Consider the following 16,828-nt stretch of genomic DNA (forward strand, 5'->3'; position numbering starts at 1 on the left):
GGAAACCGTCCCGAGGAGGGGTGCAGTGCCAGCACAGCCCAATGGACCGACCGCACCGACCGCAGCGAGTGGACCGAGCCGCCGGAGTGTCGTCGCCGCCGGAGCGGCCGCCGGCGTCGGGGCGGCGCTCGGCCTGCCGGGTCTCGCCGCCGCGGCGCCCCGGGGCGAGACCGTTCTGCGCTCACCCGAGCTCGAAGTCCGCGTCGACACCGCCTTCCCGCGCATCGCCGCCTACACCGACCGCGCCACCGGGGCCGTCCTGCACGGCCAGCGCGAACCGGTCGCAACGCTCCTGGTCGACGGCACCGAACGCACCCCCCAGGTCACCTCCGCCTCCGCCGCCGACCGCATCGGCTACGTCCTCACCTTCGACGGCGGCACCGAGATCCACGCCGAGATCAAGGTCGAGGGCCGGCGCGTGGACTGGCGGATCACAAAGATCGCCGATACCGAGGCGCTGCGTGTCGGCACCCTGCAGTTCCCCTCGCTTGCCTTTCTCGCCGTACGCAGCGACCAGCCGGGGGCGGCGCTGCTCGCCGCGAAGATCCAGCTGGACAAGGCCAAGAGCGGCGACACCCTCGTCAAGGTCACTGCGGACACGGCGGCCGAGGCGGCCACCGGCTGTGCGTACGCCGTCGTCGCCCACGACAAGCTGGGCGGCGCCGTCGAGACCAACACCGTCTACGACAAGCCCGCCTCCGCCGCCGGGACGACCTGGGAGAACGGCCGCCTGTGGCGCAGCACGGTGAAGAGCGGCGACCACGTGGAGGCACGCCTCGCGCTCGGCCAGTTCACGCATCGCGCCGCCACGTCCCCGCTCGACGCCACCGAGCCGCTGCCCTACGCCACGGTGATCGTCACCGGGGACCGCAACGGTGACGGCAAGGTCGACTGGCAGGACGCCGCCATCGCCTTCCGCGACATCATGGTGATGCCCCTCGGCGCGGCCGAGCAGCATCTGCGGGTCGTCCCGCACATCCCGTTCAACTTCGCCTCGCAGGCCACCAACCCGTTCCTGCTGACCCTCGACCACGTCAAGCGGATCTCCCTGGCCACTGACGGGCTGCGTCAGTACACCCTCCTCAAGGGCTACCAGTCCGAGGGCCACGACTCCGCGCACCCCGACTACGCCGGCAACCACAACAAACGCGCCGGCGGTCTCGCCGAGCTCAACACCCTGCTCAGGGAAGGCAAGAAGTGGGGCAGTGACTTCGGCGTACACGTGAACGCCACCGAGTCCTACCCGGTCGCGAACGCCTTCTCGGAGACCCTCGTCGACAAGGCCGACGAGCAGTGGGACTGGCTCGACCAGAGCTACCGTATCGACGCCCGCCGCGATCTGGTCTCCGGTGACATCGCCCGGCGCTTCGCGGACCTGCGGGCCGAGACCGACCCGGCGCTCAACACCCTCTACATCGACGTGTTCCGCGAGTCCGGCTGGAACTCCGACCGCCTCCAGCGCGCCCTGCGCGACCAGGGCTGGCATGTGACCACCGAGTGGGGCCACGGCCTGGAGCGCTCGGCGCTGTGGTCGCACTGGGCCACGGAGACGGACTACGGCCCCGACACCTCGCGCGGCATCAACTCCCAGCTGATCCGCTTCATCCGCAACGACCACAAGGACGTCTTCGCCGACAAGTGGCCCACGCTGCTCGGCATTCCGCGCACCGGCAACTTCGAGGGCTGGGTCGGCAAGACCGACTGGAACGTCTTCTACGACCAGATCTGGACGGAGTCGCTGCCCGCCAAGTACCTGCAGGCGTACCCCATCAAGACCTGGACCGCCCACGAGATCACGCTCTTCGGCGACACGAAGACCTCCGTGTCGGACGCGGGCGGCAAGCGTGTCATCACCACCGACGGCAGGGTCGTCTACGACGACGGCCGCTATCTGCTGCCCTGGGAGCCCAAGAAGGCCCTGAACCCGCCCAAGCTGTACCACTACGCACCCAAGGCGGGCTCCAGCACCTGGCAGCTGCCGCGCGGCTGGTCCGGCCTGTCGAAGGTGGCGCTGTACCGGCTCACCGACCAGGGACGGGTGTACGCCGGTGAGGTGCCCGTCGCGAGCGGCGGCAAGGTCACCCTGAAGGCCGCGGCGAAACAGCCGTACGTCCTCTACCGCGAGCAGGTTCCGGCGCCCGCCGCACCCGGCTGGGGCCAGGCCACCCCCCTGCACGACCCCGGCTTCAACTCCGGTTCCCTGCAGGGCTGGAAGGTGTCGGGCCCGGCGTCGGTGAAGGCGAGCGCGCTCGGCGACTACGAGCTGGTGATCGGCGCGGGCGGCGCGGCCGCCGTCGGCCAGCGCCTCACCCGCCTCGCGCCCGGCGGCTACGCGGCCTCCGTGCAGGTCGAGGTCGGCGAGAAGGCCGGCGAGCGGCGCAAGGCGTCCCTGGAGGTGCGCACCGCGGACGGGGTGAGCGCCGCGAACTTCACGCACACCTCCACCGCGGGCAACTACGTCGCGGCCGACCGCAAGCACGGCACCCGCTTCCAGCGCATGTTCACGTACTTCACCGTGCCGGAGGGCGGCGGCCCGGTCGACCTGACGCTGCGCGCCGAGGCCGGGCGGGCCCGGGTCCGCTTCGACAACGTGCGCGTGGTCGCGGCCAGGCGTACGGCGAAGGAGGGCACCCTGGCCTTCGAGGACTTCGAGAACGTCCCGCAGGGCTGGGGCCCGTTCGTCAAGGGCGACGCGGGCGACGCCAACGACCCGCGCACCCACATCGCCCAGCGGCACGCCCCGTTCACCCAGCGCGGCTGGAACGGCAAGGCGATCGACGACGTCATCGACGGCTCGGAGTCCCTCAAGTCCCGTGGCGAGAACGACGGCCTTGTGTACCGCACGGTCCCGCACACGGTGCGGTTCGCGGCCGGGAAGCGCTACCGGGTGTCGTTCCGCTACGAGAACGAGAAGGCCGGACAGTACGCCTGGATCACGGCGGTGGACGCGCCGGGGGCCCGGGAGCTGTCACGCGAGCCGCTGCCGGTGGCCGTCGAACCCACCACGTACACCTACGAGTTCACGGCTCCCGCCGAAGGTGAGGCCTGGGTGGGGCTGCGGAAGGTGGGGGACGACGGGAAGGCGGAGTTCGTCCTCGACGGGTTCGAGGTGCGAGAGGTGTAAGGGCAGCACCGGAGGGGCTGATCGATCAGCCCCTCCGGCGTTCGAGGGGGGAGAGGGGGTGCTATGCCAGCCGCACCGACGCCCCCGCCCCGGCCCCCTCCACCTCGAGCACCCACACGTCGTTCATCCCCTCCCGCAGCACGGGCCCCGGCACATACAGCGACTCCTGTGGCCCGGCACTCCAGTACCGCCCGAGGCAGAACCCGTTGACCCACGCGAAGCCCCTTGTGAAACCCGGGAGTTCAAGCCCCGCGTCGCCCGCGCCCCGCACCTCGACCGAGCCGCCGTAGAGACCGGCCGCGCCACCTTCAGGGGCCCGCCCCGAGAGCAGCAGGCCCCGTACCCGCTCCGTGTCCTCGAACGCGTCGAGCCGCAGCCCCGCCGCCCGTACCCCGTGCAGATACTGCCGCTCGTGCAGTACGCCGCCGGTGATGCCCTTCGGCTCGGCGAGCAGCGGCCCGTAGTTGACCCGGCCCAGGGACTCCACCCACAGCTCGACCGCGGCAGGGCCTGCCACCGGCTCGGGCAGGGCGGGGGAGTCCTCGGTCAGCACGCCGGCCCGCTCGCCGTCGACGTACACCACCGCGCGGTCACGAAGCCCTCGTACCCGCAGCGCATGGGGCTGCCGCGGCCCCGGCACGTCGACGCGGTAGCGGACCAGGCCACGATCCACGTCGAGGTCCTCGAAGGTGGGCGGCGCCCCGCACTCGCGCTCGGCGTCACCCAGCGCCTCGGTCACCTCGTCGAGAGGCACCCAGGTATCGATCGCGGCGGTCGCCGGTGCTTCCAACGCCGGTGGCGTGGGCGGCAGTTCGGGCAGCGGCCGGTCCGCGTAGCGCGCGAGCACCTCACGGAACGCCCAGAACTTCGCCGTGGCCCGCCCGTACTCGTCGACCGGCGCGTCATAGTCGTACGACGTCACGTCCGGGAGCAGCGCGCCGTCGTGCAGATCGCCGCCGCCACGGTTCGCGCCCGCCCACCCGGCGAAGTTCGTGCCGCCGTGCGCCATGTACAGATTGACCGAGGCGCCGCACTCCAGGATCTCCCGCAGCGCCGCCGCCGCGTCGGCGGGATCGCGCACGACGTGCTCCGCGCCCCAGTGATCGAACCAGCCGCACCAGAACTCCATGCACATCAGCGGGCCCTTGGGCTGATGGCGGCGCAGCGTCGCGAAGCCCGACCGTGCCTGTGAGCCGAAGTTCGCCGTGGCGAGGACTCCCGGCACCGAGCCGCCGGTCAGCATGTGGTCCTCGGGCCCGTCGGAGGTGAACAGCGGTACCCGTACGCCCAGTTCGCGCAGCAGGTCCGTGAGGCGGCGCAGATACACCTGGTCCGAGCCGTAGGAGCCGTACTCGTTCTCCACCTGCACCATGATCACGGGGCCGCCGCGGTCGGTCTGCCGCTCCACGACCTGCGGCAGCAGCGCCCCGAACCAGCGCTCCACATGCGCGAGATACTCCGGGTCCCGGGTGCGCACCCGGCTGCCGAGCGCCCCCGTCAGCCAGTGCGGCAGACCGCCGTTCTCCCACTCGGCGCAGATGTACGGGCCGGGGCGCACGATCGCCCACAGGCCCGCCGCGTGCGCCGCGTCGAGGAACCGGCCGAGCGCCGCCACGTCCCGGGTCTCACCGGGGCGCGGCTCGTGCAGATTCCACGGCACGTATGTCTCCACACAGTTGAGGCCCATCGCCCGCAGCATCGCGAGCCGGTGCCCCCACTGCTCCTCGTGCACCCGGAAGTAGTGCAGAGCGCCGGAGAGCAGCCGCACCGGCTGCCCGTCCAGCTCGAACTCCTCGTCCCCGACACGAAACTCGCCCACCTGGTCTGCCTTTCCCCTTGTGCACAGTGCGCCTCACCTTCACCCCCTGGCGGGCAGCCGGTCCATGGACAAAGATCAGCCTTGTTTGGACACAAGGACACAACATTCGAACTCATAAACCGCGCGAAAGGGGCATGCAGGCATGTATCACACGTGGATGCGGTACTTCACGCCCAGCCCCGTCCACCATCGCCTCGGCCTGGTCTGCCTCGGCGTCGGGCTCCAGTACGGCACCCTGCCGACCGTCGGGCCCCGCGCGCTCGACCACCATGTGGCCATCGTCATCAACTCCGGCAGCGGCTGGTTCACCCTCCCCGACGGCCGTCGCACCACCGTCACGGCGCCCGCCCTCATCTGGATCATCCCGGGCGTCGTGCACCACTACGGCGCCGACCCCGACACCGGCTGGGACGAGTCCTTCGTCGACTTCACAGGACCCGCCACCAGCACCTACACCGAACTCGGCTACATCGAACCCGACCGCCCCGTCATCCCCCTCTCCGACGCCGCGGGCCCGCGCGCCTGCGTGGGCCGCATCGCCCGCGCCGCCCGCCGCGGCAACCCACTCCTCGAAGTCGAGACCGGCGCCGCCGTCCATGAACTCCTCGTCGCCCTGCGCCGCGCCCGCGCCGACATCGCCCCCGACGGCGACCCCGTCCTGCAGGCCCTGGCCCGCGACGCCTTCCAGCCCCTGTCCGTCGCCGAGCACGCCGCCCGGCACGGCATGACCCCCGCCGAACTGCGCACCGCCGTCCGCAGAGGCGCCGGCTGCAGCCCCAAGGACTACCTCCTCGGCATCCGCCTGGGCCGCGCCAAGGAACTCCTCGCCGCCACCGAACTGCCCGTCGCCGCCGTCGCCCGCCGCGTCGGCTACGACGACCCCGCCTACTTCTCCCGCCTGTTCACCCGCCGTGTCGGCGTCGCCCCCGTCCGCTTCCGCGAACAGCAGGGCCGCGCCGTGCCCGGCGGCTGGTCCCAGCAGATACCCGACCCGGACGATCCGCCCATGCTCCGCTCGGCCACGTAGGCTCATCCGCATGAGCATCACGAACAGCGACAACGGTCAGCCCGACGATGACGTCACCGACTCCGTACGCGCCGAGCTGGCCCGGCTGCGCGACAGCATCGACAACATCGACGCCGCCGTCGTCCATATGCTCGCCGAGCGCTTCAAGTGCACCCAGCAGGTCGGCCACCTCAAGGCCCAGCACCAGCTGCCCCCCGCCGACCCGGCCCGCGAGTCCCAGCAGATCGCCCGCCTGCGCACCCTCGCGGAAAGCGCCAAACTCGACCCGGCGTTCGCGGAGAAGCTGCTCAACTTCATCATCGCCGAGGTCATCCGCCACCACGAGACGATCGCCCGCTCGTAACGCCATCGCACCGGCGGCGGTGCTCGCAAAGCCGGGCCCCGGTGCGGGCAACGGATCTCGCTCTGTGCCGGCAGAACCCCATCAGGCAGCATGGGGTTCATGTCCGTACTTTCGCGCGACGAAGCGCAAACGCGAGCCAAGCTCATCGACGTACAGCGGTACGAAGTCCATCTGGACCTCACCACCGCCACCACCGACGCCGAAACCTTCACCTCCCGCACCGTGATCCACTTCACGGCCCTCGCGGACGGCGACACCTTCGTCGAGCTCAGGGCCGAGGCCGACCAGCTGCGCTCCGCCGCCCTCGACGGACACCCCCTCGACCCCGAGACCCTCACCGGCGGCCGCCTGCCCCTGAAGAACCTCACCGCGGGCCCGCACGAACTGCACGTCGACGCCGCGCTGAGCTACTCCCGTACCGGCGAGGGCATGCACCGCTTCACCGACCCCACCGACGGTGAGACCTACCTCTACACCCAGCTGTGCATGGACGACGCGCAGAGCGTCTTCGCGGCCTTCGACCAGCCCGACCTCAAGGCCGTCTTCGCGTTCACCGTCACCGCGCCGCCCGAGTGGACCGTCCTCGGCAACGGCATCGCCACCCAGGACGGACCCGGCCGCTGGACCATCGCCGAGACCCCGCCCATCTCCACCTACCTCGCCGCGATCGCCGCAGGCCCCTACCACTCGATCCGCACCGAGTACCGCGGCCTGCCCTTCGCCCTGCACTGCCGCCGCTCCCTCGCCCCGTTCCTCGACGCCGACGCCGCCGAACTCCTCGACATCACCCGCGCCTGCTACGACCGCTACCACGAGAAGTTCGAAGAGCCCTATCCCTTCGACTCCTACGACCAGGCCTTCGTGCCCGAGTTCAACGCCGGCGCCATGGAGAACCCCGGGCTCGTCACCTTCCGCGACGAGTTCGTCTACCGCTCCGCCGTCACCGACACCGAACGCCAGACCCGCGCCATGGTCATCGCCCACGAGATGGCCCATATGTGGTTCGGCAACCTGGTCACCCTGGCCTGGTGGGACGACATCTGGCTGAACGAGTCCTTCGCCGAGTACATGGGCTACCAGACCTGCGCCGAAGCCACCCGCTTCACCGACACCTGGACCGACTTCGGCATCACCCGCAAGGCCTGGGGCTACGACGCCGACCAGCGGCCCTCCACCCACCCCGTCGCCCCCGACCCCGAACTCGTACCCGACACCGCGTCCGCGATGCTCAACTTCGACGGCATCTCCTACGCCAAGGGCGCCTCCGCGCTGCGCCAACTCGTCGCCTGGCTCGGCGAGAAGGACTTCATCGCCGGTATCAACACCCACTTCAAGCGGCACAAGTTCGCCAACGCCACCCTCGCCGACTTCCTGGACAGCCTCGCCGCCGGCACCGACCGCGACGTCCACGCCTGGGCCGAGTCCTGGCTGCGCACCACCGGAGTCGACACCCTCACCCCCGCCGTCGCCGACACCGACGGCGGCTGGCAGCTCACCGTCACCCGCGACGGCAGCCGCCCGCACCGCGTCACCGTCGGCGCCTACGACCGCGACCTCGTCGACGGCACCCGGCTCGTCCTGCGCGAACGCTTCGAACTCGACCTGCCCCAGGACGCGCCGCACACCCGCCCCGGCCTGAGCCCGGCCCTCGTCGTCCTCAACGACGGCGACCTCACCTACGCCAAGGTGCGCTTCGACGAGGTCTCCGAAGAGTCCGCCCTGCGTGATCTGTCCCGAATCCCCGACCCCCTGACCCGCGCCGTCATCTGGAACGCCCTGCGCGACATGGTCCGCGACGGCCAGCTCGCCCCCGGCGACTACCTGGAGACGGCCCGCGCCCATCTGCCCGCCGAAACCGACCTCGCCCTCGTCCAGGGCGTCCTCACCTTCGCCGCCACCCAGGTCGCCGACCGCTATCTGCCGGCCGTCGACCGCCCCGCCGCCCTCGCCACCCTCAGCGACCTGTGCCGCGACCTCATCCGCCGCACCGAGGACGGCTCCCACGCGGGACTGCGCCTGATCGCCGTACGCCACTTCATCACCGCCGCCGCCCAGCCCGACACCATCCGGGACTGGTTCGACTCCGGCAGCGTTCCGGGCGGCCCCGAACTCGACCCCGAACTGCGCTGGCGCATCCTCGGCCGGCTCGCCGTACTCGGCGCCATCGACGACGCCGTCATCGAGGCCGAACTCGCCCAGGACCCCAGCGCCACCGGCCAGGAAGGCGCCGCCCGCTGCCGCGCCGCACTGCCCGACCCGCAGGCCAAGTCCGCCGCCTGGCAGGCCATGTTCGAAGGGGACACCCTCTCCAACTACCTGTTCACCGCCACCGCCCAGGGATTCTGGCAGCCCGAGCAGCTCGATCTCGTACGCGACTACATCCCGCGCTACTTCACCGCCGCCACCGAGGTCGGCGCCCGCCGCGGCCCCGCCATCGCCGACGCCGCAGGCCGCTGGGCCTTCCCCGGCGTCGCGGTGACCCAGGACACCCTGCGCCTGGGCCGCGACTGCCTCACCACCGGCGCCCCGTCCCCGAGCCTGCGCCGCAAGCTCGCCGACCAACTCGACGACCTGGAACGCGCACTGAGGGTCAGAAACGCCTAGGCGGCTTCGGGGGGGTCCGGCGCGGTTCATCGTGCCCCGTAAGGGGCGCGGGGCTGTATCGATATGCGGCTCCGCCGCGATGGGGGTCCCCCCTGCTCGAGCGGAGCCGAGAGCTTGGGGGAGCGACCAGCCACGACGCACCCGCAGATGTCACACCGGACTTCCCGCGGAGCGCCTACGCGGCAGCCGCAGGCAAGCGGCGGGGCCGCCGCAGGGAAGGGGCGGGGCCGCCGCAGGGAAGGGGCGGGCCAGGGGAGTGGCCCAACTCCCCCTCCCCGCACGGCAGTACCACTTTCGGGTTCAGCTCGTTGAGCTGACGGACACCACGCCACCACGACGTCCAGGCTGGTGCCCGCACCATCGCACACCCCCGAAGGACCCACCGCCGATGCCCACCCCACCCCTGTCCGGCGGCCCCGCAGGCCCCACCCACCTGCGCCCTCTGCTCGCCACCGTCCTCGACGCCCTGCAAGAAGGCGCCCGCAGCCGCCCCGGCCCCCTGCCGCCCGGCGGCCCCGCGGCCGTCACCGCCCAGGTCCACCACACCATCGGCGACGCGCTGCCCGAGGACGGCACCGGCGCCGAGGAGGCCCTGCGCGCCCTGACCACCCTCCTCGCACACGGCGCCGCCGACCCGGCCGACCCGCTGTGCGCCGCCCACCTGCACTGCCCGCCCCTCGCCGTGGCCACCGCCGCCGACCTCGCCGCGTCCGCACTCAACCCCTCGATGGACTCCTGGGACCAGGCACCCGCGGCCTCCGCCCTCGAAGAGCTGGTCACCACCGCACTCGCCGCCCACGTACACCCGGGCGCCACCGGACTCGTCACCACCGGCGCCACCGAAGCCAACCAGCTCGCCCTGCTCCTGGCCCGCGAACACCACGGCCCCGTACAACTGCTGGCCGGCGAGAACGCCCACCACTCCCTGCACCGCGCCGCCTGGCTGCTAGGCCTGCCCGAACCCGTCACCCTGCCCGCACCCGCGGGCACCCTCGACCCGGCCGCCCTCGACGAAGCCCTGACACAGCTGCACCAGCCGCTGCTCGTCGCCGCCACCGCGGGCACCACCGACGCCGGACTCATCGACCCGCTCGCGCAGATCGCCGACCTCTGCGACCTGCACGGCGCCCGGCTGCACATCGACGCCGCATACGGCGGCCCGCTGCTGTTCAGCGACCGTCACCGCCCGCTCGTCGACGGCCTCGACCGCGCCCACACCGTCGCCCTCGACCTGCACAAGCTCGGCTGGCAACCCGTCGCCGCCGGACTGCTCGCCGTACGCGACCCCGACGAGAGCGAGGCCCTCGCCCACCGTGCCGACTACCTCAACGCCGACGACGACACCGAAGCCGGCCTGCCCGACCTCCTCGGCCGCTCCCTGCGCACCACCCGCCGCCCCGACATCCTCAAGGTCGCCGTCACCCTGCGCGCACTCGGCCGCACCGGCATCGGCACCCTCGTCGACCAAGTCTGCGCGACCGCCGCGGAGTTCGCCGCGCTCATCGACGCGCACCCGCACTTCGAGCTGCACGCCGCACCCACCATCAGCACCGTCCTGTTCCGGCCACGGCACAGCGACGACACCGCCGTGGCCCATATCCGCAGACAGCTGCTCACCGAAGGACACGCCGTACTCGGCCGGGCCCGCCTCGACGGGCGGCTCTGGCTCAAAGCCACCCTGCTCAATCCGTACACACAGCCCGCCGACCTCGCCGGGCTCCTGAAACTGGTGGAAGGACACACCCCCCGATGAGCGCCACGCCCCCAAGCGCCCCGCCCCCCGCCACCGAAGAGCCCCGCGATCTGGTGGGCGTCGGCATCGGCCCGTTCAACCTGTCGCTCGCCGCCCTCGCCCACGGCCTGCCCGAGCCCCTCAGCACCGCCTTCTACGACCAGCGGCCCGCCTTCCACTGGCACCCCGGGCTCCTCATCGACGGCGCCACCCTCCAAGTGCCCTTCCTCGCCGACCTGGTGACCCTCGCCGACCCCGCGAGCCCCTGGTCGTTCCTCAGCTATCTGCGCTCCATCGACCGGCTCTTCCCGTTCTACTTCGCCGAGCGCTTCCACATCCGGCGCGCCGAATACGACGCCTACTGCCGCTGGGTCAGCGAAAACCTGCCCGGACTGCACTTCGGCCACCAGGTCGACGCCGTGCGCTGGAACGGCGAACGCGCCCTGTTCGAGGTCGACTTCACCCAGCTCGACGCCGAGGGGGAAGCCGACGCCCTCGGCCGTACCTACGCCAAGAACGTCGTCCTCGGCGTGGGCACCACCCCCTACGTGCCCGAGCCCCTCAAGCCGCTCGCCGAAGCACCCACCGTGCCCGTCGTCCACTCCGCCGACTACCTCAAGGAACGCGAACGCCTGCTCGCCGCCGAGCACATCACCGTCATCGGCTCGGGACAGTCCGGCGCCGAAGTCTTCCTCGATCTGCTCAAGGCCCGTCCCGCCGGCCGCGAGAAGCTGCACTGGCTCGCCCGCACCGAGGCCTTCGCGCCCATGGAGTACTCCAAGCTGGGCCTCGAACACTTCACACCCGACTACACCCGCTACTTCCACGGCCTGCCCGAATCCGTACGCGACCGGCTCGTCCCCCAGCAGTGGCAGCTCCACAAGGGCATCGACGCCGACACCATCGCCGCCATCCACGACGAGCTCTACCAGCGCACCCTGCACGGCGGCTGGCCCGACGCCACCCTCACCCCCGGCGTCAGCGTCCGCACCGCCGGGCGCGTCGCCACCACCAAGGTCGAACTCCACCTGGAACACCTCCAGCAGGGCACCCGCTCACGGCTCACCACCGACGCCGTCGTCCTCGCCACCGGCTACCGCGAACGCCCCCTCGGCCAGATGCTCGCCGGGCTCGACCCCTACATCCGCCGCGACGCGAGCGAACGGCCCCGCATCGACGCACAGCACCGCCTGGTCCTCGACCCGTCCGTGACCGGCGCCGGCAGCAACGTCTACGTACAGAACGCCGAACGCCACACCCACGGCGTCGGCGCCCCCGACCTGGGCCTCGCCGCCTGGCGCGCGGCCCAAATCCTCAACTCCCTCACGGAGAAGAATCCTTACCCCTTGCCGGCCCGCACCGCCTTCACCACTTTCGGCATCGGCGCCCAGGACGCCAACGACCCCCACAAGGCCGACGCCCGGCAGCAGCGCGGCACCCTCGTCCGCCTCAAGGGCTGACGGCGCCCGGCCTCAAAGGCCCGCAGCGTCCCCCAGCTCTCCGATCCCGGCGAACACCCCGCGGCCACGGGGGCACGACCACACGGCCGTGCCCCCACGCACTCCCGCTTCCAGCGGATGCGAGTCCGGATGCGCGGGACACTGCGGCCACACCGCGGGGCGCCCCGCACCCCACAGCGCCTCCACCGCCCACTCCTGCGCCTGCTCGGCGAGATGGGCCAGCTGCTCGGCGCCGTCACGCAGCCACTCGACCGGTGTCACCATCAGGCCCGAGCCGTCCGGTTCGTACAGGAACACCCCCGGCAAGCCGTCCGCTTCAGCCGTACGCACCACCGGCCGTACCGCACACGTCGCCTTCAGATCCCGCAGCACCGGCTGCAGCGCCGACTCGACCTCCGCACTGTCCATTCAGTCAGTGAACACCGGCGTCCCGTCCCGTGTCAGCTTCCATTCCACCGACGCGAACGCGGCCGGATCGATCGTGCCCTTCTCCTGCACCCACGTGATGATGGTGTTGCGGATCTCGTCCGAGTCCGCCCACAACTGCTTCGCCCCCGGCACGTGCGGGAAATTGCCGCCGCCGCTCGCCCGGTAGTTGTTCACGGCGAGCACGAACTGCGCGTCAGCCGCCACCGGCTTCCCGTCGAACGACAGCCCCGCGATCCGCGAACCCACCGGCTTCGCGATATCGATCTCGTACGAAACCCCGTACACCGCGTCGTAGTTGTAGTCCGGAATGCCCTCCGCGTTCGTCAGCTTCGCCGGATCCACCGGACCGCCCGCCGGCGTCCGCACGTAATAGCGTGCCGAATACTCCAGATACTCCTTCAGCTGCGCACCCGTGATCAGCCGCGCCTCCAGCGTGTTCTCGAACGGATAGAGACCCGCCGCGTCCCTGATCGTCACCTCGCCCGCCGGAATACCCGCCGTACGCGAGAAGCACGAGGCCTGCGAAAGCACCGGCAGCTTCGCCCACTCACCGCCCGCAAGCGCCGCCTTCACCGTCTCCGCCTGCACATGGCTGATCAGATCGATGATCGGCACATCCTTGACCGGGCCCTCGGCCGTCGACATCGCCGCCTTCGACGTACCGATCACCTGGTTCACATACGCCACGACCTTCTCGTGCTCATCCCCGAGCAGCCCCGTGATCCGCGGATCCTCCGCCACCACATTGGAGTTGAGCACCTTCGCCGCGACCTTCTCGACCGTCCAGCGGCCCTTCGCCCACACCAGATCGAAATCGAAGAGCGTAAGGCGCTGCCCCCACTTCAACGGCTCGGAAAGCACCACCCGCTTCCCGGTCTCCTTGTTCGTCACGAAATACTCGGGGATCTCCGTATGCGCATGCCCCACCAGAATCGCGTCGATCCCCGGCACCTGCTCCGCCACCAGAGCGGCCGCGTTCTCGATGTACGGCAGCTGGTCGCCGTACGACGACGTCCCCGACGAACCACTGTGCGCCGACACGATCACCACGTCGGCGCCCATCGACCGCAGCTTCGGCACCCACTTCGCGGCCTGCTCCTCAAGCCCAGGAAACACCATCTTTCCCTGGACGTTCGCCTTGTCCCACAGCGCGATCCCCGGATTGGTGAGACCGAGGACCGCGACCCGCACAGCACGCCCGTGCGGAGTGCGAAGGCGGTGCATGCTGTACGGCGGGAAAGCCGGCCGCTGGGTCTTCGCGTCGAGCGCGTTCGCCCCGAGCAGCGGAAAGTCGCACTGCTCCTCGAACTTCCGCAGCACCGGAATGCCGTAATTGAACTCGTGGTTGCCGAGCGCCGCCGCGTCATAACCGATCGCGTTCATCGCCTGGGCCATCGGATGCACCGGACCGCGCTCCGCCGTGATCGGGTCGATCTTCGCGTAGTAGTACGACAGTTGAGTGCCCTGGATCGTGTCACCCGCGTCGATGAGCAGCGTATTGCGCCGCCCCTTCTCCTCGCGGACCTGGTTCACGAGCGTCGATATCTTCGCCAGGCCCACGTCGTTGTGCGCCTTGTCGTCGAACTCCTTGTCCGTGAAGTAGTCCCAGTTGAAGACATTGCCGTGCAGATCGGTGGTGCCGAGCACGGTGAAGGAGTACCGCTTCCCGTGCCCGCGGCCGGAGTCATGACCGGACGGGCCGATTGCGGGCGCCGCCGCGGCGGACGGTGCGCCGGCCGCACCCGCGAGGGCCGCGCCGACACCGGTGACAGCGGATGTACCCAGGAACTTCCGGCGGTTGAGTGGCATGGGTGAGCTTCCTCCGTAGACCGTGGTAACGCGCGTAGACAGCGCACGACGTAACGCGCGTAGATTCTGACCCGTCCGCCGCCCCCGCAACAGACCTCCCACGTTTCGATCCGGTGACTGTCCCGCGCGCACCCGCAGTGCGACAGTGGCCGCATGGACGCGACCCCCACCACCCCGAACACCCCCTACGGCACCCCCGACGCACCCCGCGTCGCCGTCCGCGGCGAAGCCCGCCTCGAAGTCGACCCCGAAGTCGCCCGCATCGGCATCACCGTCTCCGCCCGCGGCCGCGACCGCCGCCACGCACTCGACGACCTCACCCGCCGCAACGCCACCGTCCTCGACCTCATCAAGACCTACGGCGAAGCCGTCGAGAAACTCGAGACCGGCTCCTTCACCCTCAGCCCTCAGCTCACCGAGAAGGGCCGCGGCGAACGCGTCCGCGCCTACCACGGGCGCGTCCACATCACCGCCGAACTCGCCGACTTCACCGCACTCGGCGAACTCACCACCCGCCTCGCCGACCTCGAACTCACCCGCGTCGACGGCCCCTGGTGGGCCCTGCGCCCCGACTCGCCCGCCCACGCCCAGGCCAGGCGCCAGGCCGTCCACGAAGCCGTCCAGCGCGCCCGCGAATACGCCGACGCCCTCGGCACCCGCCTCGACGCCCTCGTGGAACTCGCCGACATCGGCGCCGACAACGCCCCGCCGCCCTACCCGCCCGCCCCCGGCGGCATGATGCGCTCCGCGGCCTACGGCGGCGCCACCGAGACCGCCGCCGCCCTCGACCTCGAACCCGAACGCCAGACCGTCCACGCGCACGTCAACGCCCGCTTCACCATGGTCCCGCCCCAGCTGTGACAACCGGTCGCGAATGTCCCTGAAATAGTCACCGGGGTGCTCCTATGAGCACCCCAGTGCACAATTCAACACTTGTCAATAACCCTTCACACAAAGGTTGTTGAGTAGTCATGCTCGGCCAATTCTCTACCCGCCGGTAAGGCCTAGGCTCGAACCATGCGCCGAGCAAAGATCGTCTGTACCCTGGGCCCCGCCACCGACACCTTCGACCAGATCAAGGCACTCGTCGAAGCCGGAATGGACGTAGCCCGCTTCAACCTCAGCCACGGCACCTACGCCGAACACGAGGAGCGCTACCAGCGCGTACGCAAGGCCGCCGAAGAAACCGGCCGCAGCGTCGGCATCCTCGCCGACCTTCAAGGCCCGAAGATCCGACTCGGACGCTTCAGCGAAGGCCCCGTATTCCTTGAACGCGGCGACAGCTTCACCATCACCGTCGAAGACGGCGTCCAAGGCGACCGCCAGACCTGCGGCACCACCTACGACGGCCTCCACGAAGACGTCACCACCGGCGAGCGCATCCTCGTCGACGACGGCAAAGTCAGCCTCGAAGTCACCGCGGTCGACGGCCCCCGCGTCCACACCACCGTCATCGAAGGCGGCATGGTCTCCGATCACAAGGGCCTCAACCTCCCCGGCGTAGCCGTCTCCGTCCCCGCACTGTCGGAAAAGGACGTCGAAGACCTCCGCTGGGCCCTGCGCACCGGCGCCGACATCATCGCCCTCTCCTTCGTCCGCAGCGGACGCGACATCGAAGACGTCCACCGCATCATGCGCGAAGAGGGCCGGCGCCTCCCCGTCATCGCCAAGGTCGAAAAGCCCCAGGCCGTCGACAACATCGAAGACATCGTCGCCGCCTTCGACGGCATCATGGTCGCCCGCGGCGACCTCGGCGTCGAAATGCCCCTGGAGCAGGTCCCGATCGTCCAGAAGCGCGCCATCAAACTCGCCAAGCGCAACGCCAAGCCCGTCATCGTCGCCACCCAGATGCTCGACTCGATGATCGACAACTCCCGCCCCACCCGCGCCGAGGCATCCGACGTCGCCAACGCCGTCATCGACGGCACCGACGCCGTGATGCTCTCCGGCGAAACCAGCGTCGGCAAATACCCCATCGAGACGGTCAGGACCATGTCCCGCATCGTCGCCGCCGCCGAGGAAGACATCCTCGCCAAGGGCCTGCCCCCGATCACCGAGCGCAGCAAGCCCCGCACCCAGGGCGGAGCGGTCGCCAGGGCCGCAGCCGAGATGGGCGACTTCCTCGGCGCGAAGTTCCTCGTCGCCTTCACCCAGTCAGGAGACACGGTGAAGCGGCTCTCCAGGTACCGCTCGCCGATCCCGCTCCTGGCCTTCACCCCCGACCCCGCCACCCGCTCCCAGCTCAACCTCACCTGGGGCGTGGAAACCTTCCTCGGCCCCCACGTCGAATCCACCGACGCCATGGTCGCCCAGGTCGACGAACAACTCCTGAAGATCGGCCGCTGCCAGCGGGGCGACATCGTCGTCATCACCGCCGGCTCACCCCCCGGCGTCCCCGGCTCCACCAACCTGGTCCGCGTCCACCACATCGGCGAGGACGACAGCCCCAAGCAGACCTGAGCGTCCACGGGGCGCCACGGC

Annotated in this window: 11 protein-coding genes; 8 read left to right on the forward strand and 3 right to left on the reverse strand. The window is 70.7% G+C overall.

Annotation, left to right across the window (positions count from 1 at the left end):
* Positions 1 to 25 precede the first annotated feature (25 nt).
* On the forward strand, positions 26 to 3,124 hold the full coding sequence (locus ACFQVC_RS19860) for an endo-alpha-N-acetylgalactosaminidase family protein (RefSeq protein WP_381831831.1): 3,099 nt from the start codon (positions 26 to 28) through the stop codon (positions 3,122 to 3,124).
* Positions 3,125 to 3,185: 61 nt separating this feature from the next.
* Here ACFQVC_RS19860 and ACFQVC_RS19865 read toward each other — a convergent pair whose 3' ends face one another.
* Entirely contained in the window at positions 3,186 to 4,943 is a 1,758-nt protein-coding gene (locus tag ACFQVC_RS19865) for a glycoside hydrolase family 35 protein (RefSeq protein ID WP_381831832.1), read from the reverse strand.
* A 142-nt stretch (positions 4,944 to 5,085) separates the two neighbouring features.
* On the opposite strand from ACFQVC_RS19865, the gene ACFQVC_RS19870 reads away from it, so the two are divergent.
* The 5 genes from ACFQVC_RS19870 to ACFQVC_RS19890 all read left to right on the forward strand — a co-directional run bounded on the left by ACFQVC_RS19870 (position 5,086) and on the right by ACFQVC_RS19890 (position 12,109).
* Positions 5,086 to 5,970, forward strand: coding sequence for a helix-turn-helix domain-containing protein (locus ACFQVC_RS19870; protein WP_381831834.1), 885 nt, complete (start codon positions 5,086 to 5,088; stop codon positions 5,968 to 5,970).
* A 10-nt stretch (positions 5,971 to 5,980) separates the two neighbouring features.
* Positions 5,981 to 6,313: a chorismate mutase gene (locus ACFQVC_RS19875; RefSeq protein ID WP_381831835.1), complete on the forward strand. Its 333-nt coding sequence runs from the start codon at positions 5,981 to 5,983 to the stop codon at positions 6,311 to 6,313.
* A gap of 90 nt (positions 6,314 to 6,403) precedes the next feature.
* Positions 6,404 to 8,917, forward strand: a complete 2,514-nt coding sequence (gene pepN, locus ACFQVC_RS19880; RefSeq protein WP_381831836.1) for an aminopeptidase N — start codon at positions 6,404 to 6,406, stop codon at positions 8,915 to 8,917.
* Between the two features lie 388 nt (positions 8,918 to 9,305).
* Complete coding sequence (locus ACFQVC_RS19885; RefSeq protein WP_381831837.1) at positions 9,306 to 10,670, forward strand: pyridoxal phosphate-dependent decarboxylase family protein; 1,365 nt, start codon at positions 9,306 to 9,308, stop codon at positions 10,668 to 10,670.
* The gene (locus ACFQVC_RS19890; RefSeq protein ID WP_381831838.1) at positions 10,667 to 12,109 is read left to right on the forward strand and encodes a lysine N(6)-hydroxylase/L-ornithine N(5)-oxygenase family protein; all 1,443 of its coding nucleotides are present in this window, start codon (positions 10,667 to 10,669) and stop codon (positions 12,107 to 12,109) included. Before ACFQVC_RS19885 ends, ACFQVC_RS19890 begins: the two co-directional genes overlap by 4 nt.
* A gap of 12 nt (positions 12,110 to 12,121) precedes the next feature.
* Here the strand turns inward: ACFQVC_RS19890 and ACFQVC_RS19895 are convergent, their stop codons facing one another.
* Positions 12,122 to 12,517, reverse strand: a complete 396-nt coding sequence (locus tag ACFQVC_RS19895; protein WP_381831839.1) for a hypothetical protein — start codon at positions 12,515 to 12,517, stop codon at positions 12,122 to 12,124.
* Positions 12,518 to 14,347, reverse strand: coding sequence for a bifunctional metallophosphatase/5'-nucleotidase (locus tag ACFQVC_RS19900; RefSeq protein ID WP_381831840.1), 1,830 nt, complete (start codon positions 14,345 to 14,347; stop codon positions 12,518 to 12,520).
* A 153-nt stretch (positions 14,348 to 14,500) separates the two neighbouring features.
* Here ACFQVC_RS19900 and ACFQVC_RS19905 point away from each other — a divergent pair, with 153 nt between their 5' ends.
* Positions 14,501 to 15,208 carry an SIMPL domain-containing protein gene (locus ACFQVC_RS19905; protein WP_381831841.1) on the forward strand — a complete coding sequence of 236 codons (708 nt, stop codon included), beginning with the start codon at positions 14,501 to 14,503 and terminating at the stop codon, positions 15,206 to 15,208.
* 156 nt (positions 15,209 to 15,364) lie between these two features.
* Positions 15,365 to 16,807, forward strand: coding sequence for a pyruvate kinase (pyk, locus tag ACFQVC_RS19910; protein WP_381831842.1), 1,443 nt, complete (start codon positions 15,365 to 15,367; stop codon positions 16,805 to 16,807).
* Positions 16,808 to 16,828: the final 21 nt, after the last annotated feature.

The organism is Streptomyces monticola (assembly GCF_042665355.1).
Lineage (GTDB): Bacteria > Actinomycetota > Actinomycetes > Streptomycetales > Streptomycetaceae > Streptomyces > Streptomyces monticola.

What these genes read in the sequence shown, in the direction of transcription:
- ACFQVC_RS19870 (WP_381831834.1), top strand. Translation starts at nt 5,086, where the DNA reads ATGTATCACACGTGGATGCGGTACTTCACGCCCAGCCCCGTCCACCAT.
- ACFQVC_RS19875 (WP_381831835.1), top strand. Translation starts at nt 5,981, where the DNA reads ATGAGCATCACGAACAGCGACAACGGTCAGCCCGACGATGACGTCACC.
- pepN (WP_381831836.1), top strand. Translation starts at nt 6,404, where the DNA reads ATGGGGTTCATGTCCGTACTTTCGCGCGACGAAGCGCAAACGCGAGCC.
- ACFQVC_RS19885 (WP_381831837.1), top strand. Translation starts at nt 9,306, where the DNA reads ATGCCCACCCCACCCCTGTCCGGCGGCCCCGCAGGCCCCACCCACCTG.
- ACFQVC_RS19890 (WP_381831838.1), top strand. Translation starts at nt 10,667, where the DNA reads ATGAGCGCCACGCCCCCAAGCGCCCCGCCCCCCGCCACCGAAGAGCCC.
- ACFQVC_RS19895 (WP_381831839.1), bottom strand. Translation starts at nt 12,517, where the DNA reads ATGGACAGTGCGGAGGTCGAGTCGGCGCTGCAGCCGGTGCTGCGGGAT.
- ACFQVC_RS19900 (WP_381831840.1), bottom strand. Translation starts at nt 14,347, where the DNA reads ATGCCACTCAACCGCCGGAAGTTCCTGGGTACATCCGCTGTCACCGGT.
- ACFQVC_RS19905 (WP_381831841.1), top strand. Translation starts at nt 14,501, where the DNA reads ATGGACGCGACCCCCACCACCCCGAACACCCCCTACGGCACCCCCGAC.
- pyk (WP_381831842.1), top strand. Translation starts at nt 15,365, where the DNA reads ATGCGCCGAGCAAAGATCGTCTGTACCCTGGGCCCCGCCACCGACACC.